This window comes from Pedobacter kyonggii (assembly GCF_004310665.1).
GTDB lineage: Bacteria > Bacteroidota > Bacteroidia > Sphingobacteriales > Sphingobacteriaceae > Pedobacter > Pedobacter kyonggii.
Window position 1 is genome coordinate 47,865 of the sequence record NZ_SIXF01000014.1, and the last position, 17,950, is coordinate 65,814.

Below are 17,950 nucleotides of genomic sequence, written 5' to 3' on the forward strand. Positions count from 1 at the left end.
ATTTAGAAGCGATCGAATCTTTCAAGAAGTGATTTTTTAACAAAAAAGGGATAAAATCTAATGACTTTATCCCTTCCTATTTTATACAATATCGTTACCAGTATACACTATAAAGTGCAACCAATAATCCGATGATGATTAAAGCCCCTACTGCAAAACTGGTAGAGGTTTTAAACATTTTAGCATCGATAGCCAGTCCTTTAGCTTCTGCCTTAACTTTGTTGCTCGCTAAACTGATAATCACCATACCAAGGATACAGAAAACAAATACAAAGCCCATCCGATCTAAAAATGGAATTTCGTAAACACCTGTTGCATTTTTAACAGAGAACCCCATTCCTGATAACCATGAAAGATCGGTAAGCGTAGGTAAGAATTTAAGTAAAATTGACAAACCAAAACCACCGATGGTAGCGAATAGTGCTGCACTTGATGTTGTTCTTTTCCAAAAGAAACCTAAAATAAACATGGCAAAAATACCTGGAGAAACAAAACCTGTATACTCCTGGATATATTGGAAACCACCTTTTTTATCGATTCCTAAATGTGGTGCAATTAATACACCCAGAATCATCGCTACAATAATCGAAATCTTACCTGTAGTTACTAAATTTTTCTCAGTAGCATCGGTTTTTAATACTTTCTTGTAAATATCCAGCGTAAAAATAGTTGCAATACTATTTGCTTTACCAGCCAAAGAGGCTACCACTGCAGCGGTTAATGCTGCAAACGAAAGTCCTTTTAATCCGGCAGGAAGCAAATTTAGCAATACCGGATATGCGCGGTCTGGATTTACTGATCCATCTTGCAGCATTTCCGCTTGAAAGGCACCGTCTTTATATAAAACATAAGCTGCGATACCTGGTAATACGACAATAATTGGCATTAATAATTTTAAGAATGCAGCAAAAAGAATACCTCCGCGGGCAGTCTCCAGGTTAGCACCCAAAGCACGTTGAGTAATGTATTGGTTACAGCCCCAGTAATTTAAGTTCACAATCCACATACCGCCTACAAGCACACTTAAACCAGGTAAATCGATATAATTTTCGTTATCTGGCTTTAAAATCATGTGGAAATGTTCAGAAGCCTTCGAAGTCATTAAGCTATAGCCTTCAAAAACACCTGTTGTTCCATAGTGGGTAGAAACTAAGTTTAAAGCCAAATAGGTAGTGGCCAAACCACCCAGAATTAAGAAAAACACCTGGATAACGTCGGTATATCCAATAACTTTCATTCCGCCAAGCGTAATAATAATGGCAAAACCTGCAATGGCGTACATACAGAAACTTAAATCGAAACCAGAAATGCTACTTACCGCTAAAGCACCTAAGTAAAGAATCGAGGTTAAGTTAACTACAACATAAAGCAATAACCAGAAAACAGCCATAATCATGGCTACCGTTCCGTTATAACGCTGATGTAGGAATTGTGGCATTGTAGCAATTTTGTTTTTCAGATAAACCGGAATAAAGAATACCGCAACAACCACTAAGGTTAAGGCACCCATCCATTCATAGGTTGCGATGGCCAATCCCATTTTAAAGCCTGATCCGCTCATACCGATAAATTGCTCTGCAGAAATATTAGATGCAATTAACGATGCGCCGATTGCCCACCAGGTTAAAGAGCCCTCAGCCAGAAAATAATCTTTAGAACCTGTAGATTCTGACTTTTTCTTGTTGTAAATGTAGAGCCCGTAAGCGGCCACAATAACGAAGTAAATTGCAAATACAATGTAATCCTTCGTGTCTAATAAGTTGTTTTTCATTGATTTATTTTGGTTAGTATACCTTGTGTTATTTAAATTTTAGCTGTATAAGCTGGTTCCGTTATCCGTTTGAACGGTGTAGGAACCAAGTTTGAGTCCGAACTGCAATAAATATTTTGAAGATAACGCTTCAATTAAATCAGCAATTTTTTCTTCCTTAACAATATTGATGGTACAACCACCAAAACCACCGCCCATCATTCTGGCACCTAACACATAATCAAGAGGTTTAACCGCATCAACCAGGAAATCTAATTCTTTACAGCTCACTTCGTAATCTTTGCTTAAACCTTCATGCGTTTCGAACATCAGTTTACCCAAACCTTGCAGGTTACCATTTTCCAGTTGCTCCGCAGCGGTTAATAAACGGCCGATTTCTTTCACTACAAAACTACATTTGGTGTAAACTTCAAGATCTTTTGGTTTAACATGGGTTTCTAACATGGCTAAATCTACATCACGAAGCGTACTTACATTTGGATAATGCTCCTTTACCCAGGCAACACCTTGTTCGCACTGTGATCTTCTTTTGTTGTAGGCAGAATCGGCAAGTGCGTGTTTTACATTCGTATTTAAAAGCAAAAGTTTATATCCATCCAGTTTTAAAGGAATGTAAATGTGTTTCATCGATCTGCAATCGAGCATAATGGCCTGGTCTTTCTTGCCAAATACAGAGGCAAACTGATCCATAATACCACAGTTAACACCAGCAAAAGTCTGTTCTGCCTTTTGTGCAATCAATGCGATATCCATTTTAGGAACAGAAAGCGAAAAAAGTTGATCGAGTGCAAAACCGGTAGCACATTCAACGGCAGCAGACGACGATAAACCAGCACCCAAAGGCACATCACCATCAATATAAAAGTTAAAGCCGCCCAACCGATGACCTCTTTCTTTTAACTGATCGGCAACGCCTAAAATGTAATTGGCCCAACTGTTCTCTGATTTTTTCAGGCTTTTAATCGATGAAATATCAAATTGCTGATAACTCTCCGAAAATAAATGTATTTCATCATCTTCTCTTTTTGATATGGCTACATAAATGGCTTTATCAATAGCAGCAGGCATTACAAAACCGCCGTTATAATCGGTATGCTCGCCAATAATATTGATTCTTCCAGGCGAACGCACTAAAATAGGCTCAGCGTTGAAAAGTTTTTTAAATGTATTTTTTAAATCCTGTGCATTCATTATTTAATATTTAGTCTTCAGTTTTGTTGATTTTATAGTGGATTGCAGACATCTCTTTTAAACGGTTAGCGGCAAATTCAGGGGTAATATCGCGTTGAGGGTTAGCCAACATTTCGTAACCGACCATAAATTTTTTAACTGATGCCGAGCGCAACAACGGTGGATAAAAATGCATATGCCAGTGCCATTCAGGGTAATAGCCATTGTTTACTGGTGCCTGATGCATACCTGCTGAATATGGGAAAGAGGTTTCGAACAGGTTATCATATTTGGTTGTTAACACCTTAATGGCTTCAGCTAATGATTTCTTCTCTGCTTCTGTGAACAATTTAATGCTATTTACATGGCGTTTACTGATAATCATGGTTTCGTAAGGCCAAACTGCCCAAAAAGGTACAAGTACCACAAAATGATCGTTTTCGAATACAATGCGCTCTTTTTTCTTTTGCTCCAGTTTTAAGTAATCGCCAAGCAAACTTCTTCTGTGAATAGCGTAGAACGTTTTCTGACGTTCGGTTTCTTTGGCAATTTCTAATGGAATATCGCTCTGCGACCAGATCTGACCATGTGGATGTGGATTACTACAGCCCATTATTTCGCCTTTGTTTTCGAAAACCTGAATGTATTTGATCCAATCATTTTCGGCAAGGCTATTAAATTCATTTTGCCAAACATTTACTACAGCAGTTATGGCTTCGACACTCATTTCGGGAAGTGTGAGGTTGTGTTTCGGACTAAAGCTGATCACCCTGCAAAGTCCTCTCTGATTATTGGCTACCAATAAGTCATCTTCGTTCATATTACCGGCAGGTGTATCTTCAAGCAATGCAGCAAAATCATTGTTAAAAACAAAGCTTTCGGTATATTCTGGATTGCTATCGCCATCTGCTCTACCATTACCAGGACATAAATAACATTTAGGATCATATTCCGGGCGGTTATCTGGCGTTACCTCTTCAACTTTACCTTGCCAAGGCCTTTTAGTACGGTGCGGAGAAACTAAAACCCATTCGCCAGTTAATATATTTAATCTGGTGTGTGGATTACTATCGAGTTCGAATGTTTGGTTCATTTTATATTTTCAATTGGTTAGAGAAAAGAAAGCGTTTAGCTTAACCGATCTAAGCCGCCAAATTATAAAATTATTATTAATTGTCAAAACGACAATTAATAATAATTTTTATTTTCGTGAAAATTTAAACATATTAAGCCCTTTAAAATCTCAGATAAAAAATGATTGAATATTCTGGGCAGCCACATTATCTGGTTGCTGTTGATTGCATAGTGTTTGGGTTTGACGGTGAACACCTTAAAATTCTGTTGGTTAAGCGGGGTTTAGAACCCGAAATAAACAAATGGAGTTTAATGGGGGGGTTTGTGGGTGCAAATGAAAGTCCGGACGATGCAGCGAACAGGGTGCTCAAAAAAATGACGGGTTTAGAAGGTGTTTACCTGGAGCAAATGCAGATTTATGGAGAACCTGACCGCGACCCAATTGAAAGAACGCTTTCTGTTGGATATTTTGCCCTTATTGATATCCATAAATATGAAGCACAGTTAAATGATGATTACGAAGCTGAGTGGTTTTTGATCAACGATAAGCCAAAACTTATTTTTGATCATAACCAAATGGTTGCTGATGCCCGAAAAAAATTAAGGTACAAGGCTGCCCTCCATCCTATTTTATTTGAAATGTTGCCTAAAAAATTCACCATCCCACAATTGCATATTCTTTTTGAGGAAGTAAACGATACTAAAATAGATACGAGAAATTTCAGCCGTAAAATTACCTCGACCGGATTATTGATTAAGCTGGCCGAAAAAGATAAATCGGGTTCAAAAAAAGGTGCATTTTATTTTAAACTAGATAAAAAAAAATACAGTGCCAATGCGCAGGCTTTCTTAAACCTAATGCCTAATTTAAAGGTTTAAATTAAATTTCATTATACGATTAGCCTATTGTTCTTCATAATGATAGGTTAATCCTCCATCTACAAAATAAGTTGATCCGGTTACATATGAGGCATCATCAGAAGCAAGGAAAGCTACTACTGCCGCCACATCTTCTACCTTACCCATTCGTTTTAAGGGGATATTTTGAAGTACTTTTTCCAGCTGTTCTTTATTGTTCAGTAAATCTTGATTAATCGGCGTTGAAACAGCTCCAGGCGCTACATTGTTAATCCTGACATTAAACTGGGCTAATTCTGAAGCAAGATTTCTGGTTAACATCTTTAAGCCTCCTTTACTTGCACAATACGCAGCAAAATGTGGAAATGCGATTTCTTCATGTACCGAACTCATATTGATTATAGTTCCAGCTACCTTACTTTTTCTGCAGTAATTTACAAACGACTGGATGCTAAAAAAAACACCTTTTAAATTTGTATTCATGATCAGATCGTAATCTTCTTCCGTAACTTCCCAAAAGCTGGCTTTTTTTTCTACGCCCGCATTATTTACCAAAATATCTAAATGGCCAAATACGGCTACGGCATCGGTTATCAATTTAGTGGCTTCTTTGGCTTTACTTAAATCAGCCTGCAAAAAAGTTGCTTTTCTACCCATGTCCTGTATTTCTGCAATAAGTTTTTCACCCCTTTCATCAAATTTATGGCCGTTTAAAATAATATCACAGCCATCTTTTGCCAACCTTAAGGCACATGCTGCACCAATTCCCTGACTGCTTCCGGTAATTAAAGCGATTTTGTTTTCAAAACGGTCCATAGTAAATGTTATAATACATAAAGGAAATTGATGTGAATATGTTTGAGTAAAATTGAAGTTAAATTAGACGGATTAACGCATTAAATATAACTTCTTCAAAAAAACACCGTTATAGCTGTAATCATTTATTAGTATGTTTGGGCAACAAACACACAGTAAACTTAAATTAATCTTAAAACATGAACATTACCAAAAACCTTTTATTTACTACGCTTTTCGCTTTGTTTACCCTTACAATGTACTCTTGTAAAACAAAAAAACTGGTAGCAAAACCTGCTCCAGCACCTGTTGAAAAGCCAGCACCACCGGTAGAAGAGAAAAAACCAGCACCTGCACCAGAGAAGGAAGAAGCTCCGGCTCCAGTTGAAAAACCCAACTTTAACTTAGATAATATCCAGTTTGAGTTTAATTCGTTTGTACTTAAAACATCGTCATTCGCTATCCTGGATAAGGCAGTGGCAGAAATGAAAAAATCACCTACCACCAAATTTGTACTTAACGGACATTCATCTGCTGAGGGTACACCCGATCACAATATGCAACTCTCTATCGACCGCGCAAATGCCGTAAAATCGTACTTTATAAACGCAGGTTTAAACGGCAGTAATTTTACTGTTGTTGGTCATGGCGAAAAAGAACCAATCAGCTCGAACGATAGTGAAGAAGGCAGAATGGTGAACAGAAGAACTGAAATAAAAGTTCAGAATTAATGCTTAAAAAATATATAGAAAGGGCCATGGTTTAATTTCCATGGCCCTTTTTAGTTAGAACGAAGTCGTCCTCCTGAACTTGTTTTAGTCCTTCGACAAGGCTGCCATTGACAGATCTCTTAAGAAAGGTCGTCTTTCCCTCGCAGGCGGGAATCTTAAAGTGCTTGCGTTACGATTATTCATAAGTTTTCCTTTTATTCAGAGGCGTTCATGAGCACTCCGTGGTTCCCAATCGAGTTGGGAATGATGCCCCTCCTAATCTAACATTTGCAAAAAAATCAGTTATTCATATTGATTTTTATACAATAAATTATCCCTCAGGATGACATACAAGTAGGTCTGCATTACGATTCCCAATCAAGTTGGGAATGACGAACCGCTTATTTCTGATACACTCTAACATAATCGACTTCCATCCTATTGGGAAATTTAGTATCATTTAACGTTCCACCGTTCATACCACCCATTGCCAGATCAAACAAGATGTAATGTTGTTGTTTAAAAGGATGAAAGTCTGAGCCATCATCATTTTTAAGATCGTTTAACAGCGTTTTGTTTAAAAGCATTCCATCTACAAATAAACTGATGGCTTCGCTATCCCAGTCCATGCGCCATGTATGAAATTTAGATGCCCATTTTTTACCGCCCAATTCAGCTACGGGTTTTGTGTTACTAAACCATTTCGCCTTTTTATCGGGTCCTGAGCTTGCGATATTGGCCAATAATTTTCCTTGGTAGTATTCCATAATATCGATTTCACCGTTTGCAGGCCAGCGGCCTTTTACGCCTAGTGTCCAAAAGGCAGGCCAAAGTCCATCTGAAATGTCGATCTTTCCTCTCATTTCGAACCGACCATATTGCCAGCTTTGTAAACCTTTAGTAATGATACAGGCTGAAGTATAATCTATATTTTTTGTTTTTTTACGCCACTCGTTGCTTCCTTCTATATATAGCGGGTTAGGTTTTATTTCTTTCCGTGCTTCGATGATCAATTTGCCATCTTTGCAGAAAGCATTTTCGGGCTGATACCATTGCAACTCTTCGTTACGGACGAAACCTTTCTCATAATCCCAATTGGTTGGATCGGGAGCACCATTCTTGTTAAATTCATCACTCCAAACAAGTTTATAGCCTTCCTTAGCATAAGTATTTGAAAAATTCTGGTTCTTTTTTATTGCGCAGGATTGCATTAAAATAATTAACAATGCAACAAGTGAGAATAGGATTCTATTTCGCATGGCGATTTTTATTCAACTAATTTAATGATATAACAGTAACGAACCGCTTAAGCTTGATATCAATTAGCATTAGCAATTTGAAATTTAATTTTCAAATCGCTAATGCGGCAAAAAAACTTCTTATAAATAATTGATTTTGTATAGTTTAACTGATGCTATCTTTGCATATTGCCCAGTACTGCCTGTCCCTGTTAGCGTTGCTGCAAAGCCTAAAGAAACCTGTTTTGACTGAAGCAATTCAAAATTAAGTGTCTTACTTTCCAGATTAGAGAAGGCAATACTCGAGCTTGTGATATTGGCTACATTCGGTATGGTAGTCCCCTCTGCAACGGTTAGGTATCTAGATCCGCCTGCGTTAAAATCAGTCATTACTATCTCAAACCGATAATTACCAGCTGGGAGATTAACCGTTTGATATATTTTACCATCGGTAACATTAGGCAATCCCCAACCTGCTTCGAGTGATATATAACCGACGTTACTTTTCTTCTCATAACCACCGAAACCACTCGCATTTTTTACAGATGTACTCGTAATCCAGTCGCTTAAGATACCCCATCTGTTGGCACTGTTAATAGATGAAAAGTTTACGTTAGGTCCAACATTTTTTAAATATGTTGTGGTTACATCAGCTTTAATAAATTTCGGAACATATAAACTGGCATAATCGGTATAAAATGTATCAACACTTAAAGAGTCGGGCAAGAATAAGGTGCGATATTTAATTGTTCCTTTTTCTTTAAAATTTGCCAAGGTAAAGTTGTTTGTATTGATTGGTATCCTTACGGTTTTGTCGACATTAGCATTATCTGTATAAATCACTTCCGTAGCGAACACACCACTCACCCTATCCATTCCTCCTAACTCGAGTGTTGTTACCCCGTTTTCATTTGTAAATGCTGAATTTATTGCTCTATTCGACAGGGTAATCTGATATCGATCGCCATATACCCTGCCCGTTTTATATACAGGAATAGATTTATTACCGGCACCATCATAAGTATAGATAATGAAATTCTGCACCCCTTCTTTCATGTTGTTAATGAAGAATTTAAGGGTATCAACATTTGGCGTTCGGGTGACCGGAATAATCACCGAATCTACATTATTGTTCCAATAAACTACACATTTTTTAACTTTCGGATCTGCAATAAACAAACCGTTTACTAACACACGATATTTACCGGAATTGATTTTGACAGAATCTAATTTCCCTGTGTAAGATATCTCTCCACCTTCAACAAACTTTTTGTAATCGTCTTTTTTAGTACAGGCAGCTATTGCTGCAAGTAACAAAAGGGCTAATCCCAATTGACATAGCCGTATGTTAATTTTTTTAGAAATTCTTTTCATCTTAATTTTATTTAGCGTTATCATATTATCTAGGATCACCATAAAGCTGAATTTCTCCGATAGCCATAAATGTTGTTCCTTGCCAGTTTTTCAAGCTTTTAATACGGATGTATCGTACTTTAGGGATGCCTGGATCGAAAGTGTAGTTTAAACCCGCAGCACCTATAGTATTATCTTCTGCGGTATTTACCCCATAGGCACTGCCTGATGGTTTTATAGATTTAAAGGTGCCTAATTTTGTCCAGTTTGTAAAACTACCATCTGATGGTGGATTATCCGTCCCCCATACCTCGAAGTCTAACAAGTTACCGCCATAATAATAGGTCCGACCATTTAAATACTCAGGATAATCCCACATTACAATACGGCTTAATGAGGATAGTTTGCCAATATCAAACGTTACCCATTGTGGAGTTAAAACTGCAGAACTCGTCATTAAAACTCTTGGCCATCCATTTGTATCTCCATCCCACATACCAGCAATACTAGTTGAGGTGTTTATGGCTACATCACTTGGCAATGTAACTGCCTTATAACCCGTTTTTGGGATAACAGCCTCGTAAAGTGGTGTTAATGTGATGTATAAGGTATCACTATAGTTTAACCACCTATCTCTAATGGTAATGGCAAACTTGCGTTCAATAGGATCATATCCTCTTATTGCCTGGTCTATATCAACTATTGAGGTATAAATATTTTTAGAAGTAGGTACGAGTTTGCCTTTACTATCTTCTGTTAAGATTTCTATCGCCAAATCTGCTTTGGCAATGTTTTTTGCCGTAAATCTTAATCCTCCAAAATCGGCCTGTGCTTTAATACTTCTAAACACTCCCCAAATCGGATTTTCGAGGGGCTTTACCATTACAGTCACCGGAGCAGACTCTATTTCGCTTCTTGTAACTGCATAAAGTTTTACTTCATGCTCATCTGTATCCCCAAAACCTTCCACTTTTAAAGTATTTCCGTAATAAGAAGCTTTTACTTCCATTACGCGCCCTGAGGCCAGGGCATAAACAGCTTTTACATAAAGTAGATTATTATTGTTGGGCAGTGCATAAGTTAAAGTTGCATTACCTGGCCCGGCAACCCATTTCACATTAGAAACGACACCTGGTACATCAGTATTTTTTTCAAGGGGTTCGAGTTCATCAACCTTACAACCTGCTACCAAAACTATCACCATTGATAATAGTAGTGCAAAATTTAATTTCATAGTGTTCATATTTGAAAATGCTATTTGATTCATAAATTACCATCCTGGATTTTGAACCAGCTTGGGGTTTACAGTAATATCATAATTTCTAATTGGTGCCAAATAATCGCGTGGAGCAACAAAATTTTGTGTATAAATCGTCCTTACTCTATAATAATCTAAGGTATTGGCTTGAAAAACGCTCCAACCTGTTATGGTCTGATTGAATACTTCACCTGCTTTCTTCCACCTTTTCATATCCCAATAGCGACTGCCTTCGAAAGCGAGTTCAATCCCTCTTTCCTGATGGATAATTTCTCTCAAACCGTCTTTAGTTGTTGGTTTATTGGGGTTATTGGAAAAACTATTCCACGATTCTACCACACCTGCCAAACCTGCCCGTTTTCTGATCCGATCTACATATTCGAAAACATCATTTACAGGTCCCTGACTTTCGTTTAAGGCTTCTGCATACATGAGATATAAATCTGCCAGTCGTATTTGCGGCCAAGGATAGTCACGATAGGAAACACCATTGGTACTGTTCGTCATGTTCCAGTCTACCAATTTTTTAATATAATAACCCGTTTCATTATAAAAGCCAACGTGTGTAGCGCCTGCTAACTGCGTGTACTTTCCTTCAACAACCCATGTATTTTCATCAGAGTTAGAAGGGCTATCGTATTTGTACCAAACGCCACCATCAAAACCAAGGGCAGCATAAAAGCGTGGTTCGCGATCAAAATTTACACGGGCTGTTTCATAACCTACTTTTATATAAAAGCGTTCTTTATTTACGGCAGTTCTTAAACTGTATCTATTCGAAAAGTTTAATACTTTATCTTCATTAATAGGCACACCATTGCTTGAATAAAACATTTCAGCGATTTTAAGTGGTGCGGCCAACTGCATTCTTGCATCACCGCTTGCCCCACCTGAAGCAAGTTTAGGCATAGCTACCCGCTGTAGCATATTTGCCCTAGTGTTTGGGTCAGCCCAAACATGTTCGGTATTCCATCGTTCTGTAATTGAACTTCTTAATGTTAATTGCAAGTTCGTTGTATCGGAAAGTTTAAAGGTTGATCCCGGGAATTTGTATAATGCGGCACCTGCTTGTTCAGCAGCATCAATAGCTACCTTAGCAGCATCAGCAGCACTTTTCCATTTCGTAGCATTATAAACGGTTGAAATTAGATTTACACCATCATGGTCTTTGAAATTGGTATAATCCTGATTACCGTTAAACAATGGACTTGCTGCAAGTAATAATAATTTTGCCTTTACCGCCAAAGCTATAGGTCTGGTTATCCTTCCCAACTCGGTAGTCCTATCAGTAATAATAGGTGGCAGATTCGTTGTAGATTCATCTATCAAACCAGAAATATAAGCCACACATTCATCAAACGGTTTGCGTTTAATCCGCACATCATCTTCTGGAGCACTGATATCTATATTCTGATCTACTAACGGAATCGGCCCATACATCCGTAACAGGTAATAGTGGTAATACGCTTTTAAGAAAGTAACTTCAGCTATCCAACGGGCACGCTCGTCAGGTCTTAAGTCTCTTACTTTACTTTCATCTTTTACATTTTCTAAAAAGATATTACAATTTCTTATCCCTTTCCATAAACCAAAGTTATCACCTGGTCCTCCGCCTTGATAATTACCATTCCATGCGTTCATATAGGGATTGGCAGCATTTTGCCCTCCCCTTGCACCGCGCCATGCATAAGATACAAAATCCCATTCCTGAGTTGGAACCCAAAGTTCATCGCCAGAGAGTAAACCTACGTTATAGAACGGGTCGCCGTCTTTTGGCAAAAAAGAATAGCAGGTAAACAGGTATTTTTCTGCTTCCGTTCTCATGGTGAAAGCATTATCTATTGTAGCAACGTTATCGGGCACTATATCTAAATATTTTTTACATGCTGGCATGGTGCATATAGCACTTACAAAACACAAAGTGACAACTATACTCCGAACGCTATCTTTAATTTTATTTATCGTTATATTTTTCATTTTACTATCGTTTAAAACCATGTGTTTCTATTTAAAATGAGGCCCTGACACCTAGATTATAAGTTCCCTGAATTGGATATCCCAATCCTCTGCCCCCCATCTCCGGATCCCATGTTTTAAAGCTGCTGATATAACCTAAATTGGTTGCACTTACATATAAACGGAGTGCTGTTAATCCGATTCTTTGCGTTAATTTTTTATTGGCATTGTAAGCGAATTCAACACTTCTCAACCTTAAAAAGTTCCCACTTCTCATCCACCAGGTTGAGGTTTGATTAAGACCGTTGCCTTCCCGGCTGTTATTTCTTACAAAGTTTGGACTTAATCTTGGCCACATGGCGTAAATATTTCTGTTTTCTTCTGACCAATAGCTATCTGAAATGGCTGACAATAATCCATTCTGGCTGCCACCGTTTAAGACAAATGGGGCAATATTTTCAGAATTGATAAAAAATGAAGAGCGGGCAGACCCCTGAAAGAAGAAACTAAAATCGAAGCTTTTATAACCTATTGTACCACCAAAACCGTAAATAATTTCGGGAGAAGTTGGAAGACCAATCGGCACTTGATCCTGATCATTAATCAATCCATCGCCATTTACATCCCGGTATTTGATATCGCCACCTCCGTAGTTTAAGCCAGGAGTTCCATCAAATTGCAAAGGAGAGTTTTTGGCCTCATTATCATCAATAAATAAGCGCTCTGCGATGTATCCAAATCTTTGAGTGGTAGGAAGGCCTACACTTGTTCTGTAATATTCGTTAGCTGGGTACGTTGGCTCATCGTTAATCAGTATTTTACTTTTCGCATATGTAAAATTACCTCTCATCTGAACTGACCATCCATTACCAAAAGATTTATTAAAGGCTGCTGCAAAATCTACCCCTTCATTCTGGGCTTTATTGGTATTGGCCCTAACGGCGGCCTGCAAACCCATTGTGGTAGGAATATAAGTACGTGATGTTAAAATATTAGAACGTGTATTTCGGTAAACATCAATATTGATATCCAGCGCATTAAAAAACCTAAAGTCTACCCCAAGATTAAGTTGTTCTGATCTTTCCCAGGTAATTAATGGGTTAGCATATCTACTCACCAATATCCCATCTTTATAATAGCCATATTGTTCGCCAAAAGTGGCACCATAATTAAAGTTGTTCATATTAACTTCAGACATGTAAAAGAAACGATCATCGTCATTTCCAATCTGATCGTTTCCAACAAAACCATAGGTAGCCCTTAGCTTCATGCTATTGATTACTTTAGTTAATGGCTTGAAAAATTCTTCATTAGACAATACATAACCTAAGCCGAATGAAGGAAAGAAACCAAAACGGTTATTATCTGCAAAACGTTCTGACCCATTGTAACCAAAATTGAATTCGGCTAAATATTTATCGTCGTAACCATATGTTGCTCTACCAGACAAGCCTTGGTTGCGGGCAGGAAGCGATAACTGCAAACTTCCGGCATTACCAGACAGGTAGTTCCGCATGGTTGTTATGAGCATGCCACTTACTGCATGTTTACCTCCAAATGTTCTCGCATAATTCAAGGCCAATTCTGCATAAAAAGTTGAATTTAAGACCTTTCTGCCTTCCGAATAACCCAAATACTCTGTACCTGTTGCACCTATAGAACCTTGTCCACCCGGATTTAGAACCTGTAAACCAACACCTCCGTTTGGCTGTTCGCTGGCTACATAATAAAAAGGATTATAACTTCTGGATACATCGAAATAAGAATATCTTCTGGCATAGGTCATTAAGCGCGCATTTAAACCCTGGGTAAACACCTTTAAATCTTGCTTTAATTCAATCTGGGTTTGTAGGGTTGATGCATTGTATTCAGAATATCCCTTTACCATTTCGGCGTAAGGGTTTACATATAACCCGTTGTTTGGTGTAATTGCATTTCCGAATAAGGCATGGGTAGCAAAAGGAGATAATTCTGCAGGATAAACTGATGGAAACAGCACTGGATTAGACCAGATGGTTTGATTAAAAATACGTTCTCCTCCGTTTTGTCCATTGGCACCTAGTAATGGACCTGAATAATCATCAAATTGCCCATAAACGCGAATTGCAGCTTTCGTTGTTTTGGTTAAATCAAGATCTACGTTAGAGCGAACCGAATAATTTTTCAACTTTACGTTATTGTTGAAATTGTTAAGTCCCTCAACTTTTAGCACGCCATTATCTATATTATATGTTCCTGCAACATAAAACCGGGCTTTCTCACCACCGCCCTGTAAACTAATATTGTTACGGGTATTGATCGTGTAGTCTTTAATTAATTGATCGATCCAATTGTTGCTTGGATATAATAAAGGATTATCTCCCCTGGCTGTACCATCGATTTTGGTTTGAAGATAAGGTAAAGCGGCCTGAGGATTTCGTGTTAGTGCGGCCTCATTTGCCATTCTCATATAAGTAATATTATCTGCAAATTGAAAATTCTTTGTATTTGATGAAACAGCCGTTTCTGATCTGACCGTAAAATTTGTATTACCGGCTTCTCCAGATTTTGTTGTAATTAACACCACACCATTAGCACCGCGGGCACCATAAACTGCTGATGCAGTGGCATCTTTTAAAACACTGAATGAGGCGATATCATCTGCCTGCAAGCGGGCCATATCATTCTGTGTAGATTCTATACCATCAATTAAAATCAATGGATCTTGCTTACCTGTACCGAAAGTACCTAAGCCACGAATAAAAAACTGTGCATTATCTGCCCCTGGCTCTCCACTACGCTGATAGGCGATCATACCTGCTACACGCCCTTGCATCATCGTAGTTAGATTACTTGTTGGGCCTTTCAGTTCTTTTGGATTAATGGTCGTGATAGAACTGACCATACTTGCCTTTTTCTGAGTACCAAACCCCACTACAGCTACTTCATCTAAAGAGCCTACATCACTCACTAGCGTTACGTTAATAATATAAACGCCATCTTTATTTGGTAAATAATCTGCCACGATAACCGTTTTAGGTTTGTAACTAATTCCCGTAAACAGCAATTTACCTGACCTTGCCATTTTAATACTATATTTCCCGTCACCATCTGTAGAAATTCCTTTTAGTGTACCAGATACTTTAACGTTTACTCCGGGTATCCCTCCAGATTCGTCTTTAACTATACCGGTTACGGTTACCTCGGTTTGTGCTGTTGCAGTTAAGCAAGAAGTTATAATTACAAAACAGAATAAAAATTTTAAAATTGACCTAAAGGCAATACTGCGTGGATGGAGCAGTATTTTATTTGGTAGTTTTTTCTTCATAAAAGTGGTTAAAATTGGTTAAGTACTTCAATAAGTGAGATCGTAGCTTACCCCTGCTCAAGACTTGTTGAGCCATTAGGAGTTCGATCGAAAATGTTTCGTCGGTAATGTTTAGGAAATTGCACATGTGGCGCCGTATCCCCTCACATTTCGATTGTTCTACCCTTACCAGCAGTATGGGCTTCCTATTTTTGTTTAGGAGTTTAAAAGAGTGGGGTAGATTTATATTGCTTCATAATTTTGGTTTAGGGATGAATAATTTGTTAAGGGTAATACTGATTTCAGGCAAATCAGCATTTAGTTCGACAGTAATGGGGTATTTTGTTTGTTTGTTTCAATCTTTTCATGATCGGTTAAAGGTTTAGGTTTTACTTCTAAAAAACAGGATGCAGCCGCTCTAAATTTGCTGCATCCATTAATTATTCTAGGTAGTTAATCTCGAATAATCTGGATCGATCTTATATTCTTATACTTGGTTGAAACAAATTAACTATAAAAAATGCCCTCATAGTGAGGGGTAATACGGTAATAAGTAGGGGTTAAATTGTTATTTTCGGGCCTTTTTTGATGTTTTTACACTTTTTAGTCAAACATTAAACGTCAATGCAACGATTATTAAGAAAAATATTTTTAAGCCTTGTTCTAAATACCCGTAGTTTTTACATCTATTACATTCGGGTTCTGAGTAATTTTATTTCTCTAGGAAGTAGCGATATTGTTTGTTGCCTCACATTAAAAAGGCTGTAAACAAAAAACTCTCCGAACCTTTCTTTGCAGAAAGATCCGAAGAGCGGTATTAATCATACTAACCAAAATATGCTAATAGCCTGGGTTTTGCTCTAAGAGCGCATCTTTATTTAATTGAATCTCTGTTAATGGAATAGGTAATAATAAGTTTTTTGCAGTTAAACCTTTTAAAGGTTTCGCAGCATCATTACTGTTTAAATTAATAGCCCGATCAACCAAAGTACCTGTACGCATTAAGGTCATTCTTCTGTTTTCTTCACCAATAAGTTCGCGGGCACGTTCATCCAGTATAAAGTTTAAGTTAATATCCGAAGATTGTACCTGTCCTCGGGTAGGATAGTCGGCAAATGCCCGCTTCCTTAATTCATTTATCGAAGCTGCTGCATCACTCAGTTTCCCTTGTTTAAACTGGGCTTCCGCAAGTAATAAATAGGTTTCTCCAAGGCGCATCAGAATAAAATCTTTAATCATGGCGAAGCCAAAAGTATCGTTAGGATCGAATTGATTCCATTTGGTAATAGAAGGATTAATCTTAAATAAAGTATCTGGTCCTGTGTAAGGGATAATCTGCCCGAATTTGGCATTTGCAGGGTCATTGTAATAAAATCTTCTCTTTACATTGTACTGAGAGTTACGTATATCGCCAGGTTTATATAAGCTGTATAAAAACCAGTTGCTTAATCTTAGTCTCGATAATCCTCTACCACCTAAAGAATCGGCTAACACCATCCCCTGAATGGCATAATATCCTGTTCCCCACACCCTTCTTTGCTGAGGATTATTGGTGATACCCCCTACAACACTGGAAGGATTTTCTTGTTCTAATGTCCAAATAACTTCTTTATTACTTTGAGAGCGGCGCTGATTGCCATAAACAAACAAATCTGAATAGTAATCTCCCGGAAGGCTGGCTTTAACCCCAAACCTGGCTTTGTTTAAACTAAACTTACCGCTGTTTATAATACCTAATGCCTGTTGTTCGGCCAAATCATTTTTACCTGTTCTCAGGTAAACCTCTGCAAGCAATTGCATTGCCATAAACCTGTTTGCCCTGCCATACATTTTGCCTTTTGTATTTGATTTAACAGATTCAATATCTGGTAAATTTGCCACGGCAAACAGCAGATCGTTTATTATAAAATCGTTAACCTCATTTAAAGGAGCTCGAACAAAATCAGTTTTGGGCGCAGTAAGGGCATTTTTAATTAAAGGAACTCTGCCATAAAGTGTAGCCAGCGTATTATAAGCATAAGCCCTAAAAAATTTAGCTTCAGCATTTATTGAAGCTTTACCCTTTGCACTAATTGCACTTACAGATGGGTTTTCTATACCATCGATAATTACATTAGAAAGGTTAATTAGGATGTAATTCCTGTTCCACATGTATGCGGCAGCCCCATCTGTAGGTGTTAACTGGGTATAATCGTAATAAGGCACTTCAACACCTTGCTGGTTTGTTGTTGCGTTGGCTACATCAGTACCTACCTGCCAAACACTTGGCCAGCCCTGCTGATCAGCATAAGAGTAAATAGTACTTACATGATTGTACAAACCAATTAGAGAGGCTTCAAAACCTAACGAATCATTCAAAGTAATTGGAGTATAACTTGAATATGGTTTTTCATCCAAAAATGCTTTTTTGCAGGAAGAATAAAACATTAATGCAACTGCAAGACAAGAAAATAGTATATATTTTAATTTTTTCATGATCTT

Annotated in this window: 12 protein-coding genes; 2 read left to right on the plus strand and 10 right to left on the minus strand. The window is 37.8% G+C overall.

Annotation, left to right across the window (positions count from 1 at the left end; translation table 11 throughout):
- Positions 1–94: 94 nt before the first annotated feature.
- Genes EYS08_RS14915 through EYS08_RS14925 form a run of 3 tightly spaced genes read right to left on the minus strand, consistent with a single transcriptional unit; the run spans position 95 to position 4,034 of the window.
- Positions 95–1,771: a sodium/sugar symporter gene (locus EYS08_RS14915; RefSeq protein ID WP_131030798.1), complete on the minus strand. Its 1,677-nt coding sequence runs from the start codon at positions 1,769–1,771 to the stop codon at positions 95–97.
- Positions 1,772–1,810: 39 nt separating this feature from the next.
- Entirely contained in the window at positions 1,811–2,962 is a 1,152-nt protein-coding gene (locus EYS08_RS14920) for a galactokinase (RefSeq protein WP_131030799.1), read from the minus strand.
- Between the two features lie 10 nt (positions 2,963–2,972).
- The gene (locus tag EYS08_RS14925) at positions 2,973–4,034 is read right to left on the minus strand and encodes a UDP-glucose--hexose-1-phosphate uridylyltransferase (RefSeq protein ID WP_131030800.1); all 1,062 of its coding nucleotides are present in this window, start codon (positions 4,032–4,034) and stop codon (positions 2,973–2,975) included.
- 161 nt (positions 4,035–4,195) lie between these two features.
- Here EYS08_RS14925 and EYS08_RS14930 point away from each other — a divergent pair, with 161 nt between their 5' ends.
- Positions 4,196–4,894, plus strand: a complete 699-nt coding sequence (locus EYS08_RS14930; RefSeq protein WP_131030801.1) for an NUDIX hydrolase — start codon at positions 4,196–4,198, stop codon at positions 4,892–4,894.
- Positions 4,895–4,918: 24 nt separating this feature from the next.
- Here EYS08_RS14930 and EYS08_RS14935 read toward each other — a convergent pair whose 3' ends face one another.
- Positions 4,919–5,689, minus strand: a complete 771-nt coding sequence (locus EYS08_RS14935; RefSeq protein WP_131030802.1) for an SDR family NAD(P)-dependent oxidoreductase — start codon at positions 5,687–5,689, stop codon at positions 4,919–4,921.
- A gap of 179 nt (positions 5,690–5,868) precedes the next feature.
- On the opposite strand from EYS08_RS14935, the gene EYS08_RS14940 reads away from it, so the two are divergent.
- Positions 5,869–6,399: an OmpA family protein gene (locus tag EYS08_RS14940; RefSeq protein WP_131030803.1), complete on the plus strand. Its 531-nt coding sequence runs from the start codon at positions 5,869–5,871 to the stop codon at positions 6,397–6,399.
- Positions 6,400–6,779: 380 nt separating this feature from the next.
- Here EYS08_RS14940 and EYS08_RS14945 read toward each other — a convergent pair whose 3' ends face one another.
- The 6 genes from EYS08_RS14945 to EYS08_RS14970 form a co-directional block, all read right to left on the minus strand.
- Positions 6,780–7,637, minus strand: a complete 858-nt coding sequence (locus tag EYS08_RS14945; protein ID WP_131030804.1) for a glycoside hydrolase family 16 protein — start codon at positions 7,635–7,637, stop codon at positions 6,780–6,782.
- A 120-nt stretch (positions 7,638–7,757) separates the two neighbouring features.
- On the minus strand, positions 7,758–8,990 hold the full coding sequence (locus tag EYS08_RS14950) for a DUF4998 domain-containing protein (RefSeq protein ID WP_165456469.1): 1,233 nt from the start codon (positions 8,988–8,990) through the stop codon (positions 7,758–7,760).
- A gap of 25 nt (positions 8,991–9,015) precedes the next feature.
- The gene (locus EYS08_RS14955) at positions 9,016–10,203 is read right to left on the minus strand and encodes a DUF5000 domain-containing lipoprotein (RefSeq protein ID WP_165456470.1); all 1,188 of its coding nucleotides are present in this window, start codon (positions 10,201–10,203) and stop codon (positions 9,016–9,018) included.
- 36 nt (positions 10,204–10,239) lie between these two features.
- Entirely contained in the window at positions 10,240–12,204 is a 1,965-nt protein-coding gene (locus EYS08_RS14960; RefSeq protein ID WP_208745863.1) for a RagB/SusD family nutrient uptake outer membrane protein, read from the minus strand.
- 31 nt (positions 12,205–12,235) lie between these two features.
- Positions 12,236–15,490, minus strand: coding sequence for a SusC/RagA family TonB-linked outer membrane protein (locus tag EYS08_RS14965; RefSeq protein WP_131030808.1), 3,255 nt, complete (start codon positions 15,488–15,490; stop codon positions 12,236–12,238).
- An 819-nt stretch (positions 15,491–16,309) separates the two neighbouring features.
- On the minus strand, positions 16,310–17,944 hold the full coding sequence (locus EYS08_RS14970) for a RagB/SusD family nutrient uptake outer membrane protein (RefSeq protein WP_131030809.1): 1,635 nt from the start codon (positions 17,942–17,944) through the stop codon (positions 16,310–16,312).
- Positions 17,945–17,950: the final 6 nt, after the last annotated feature.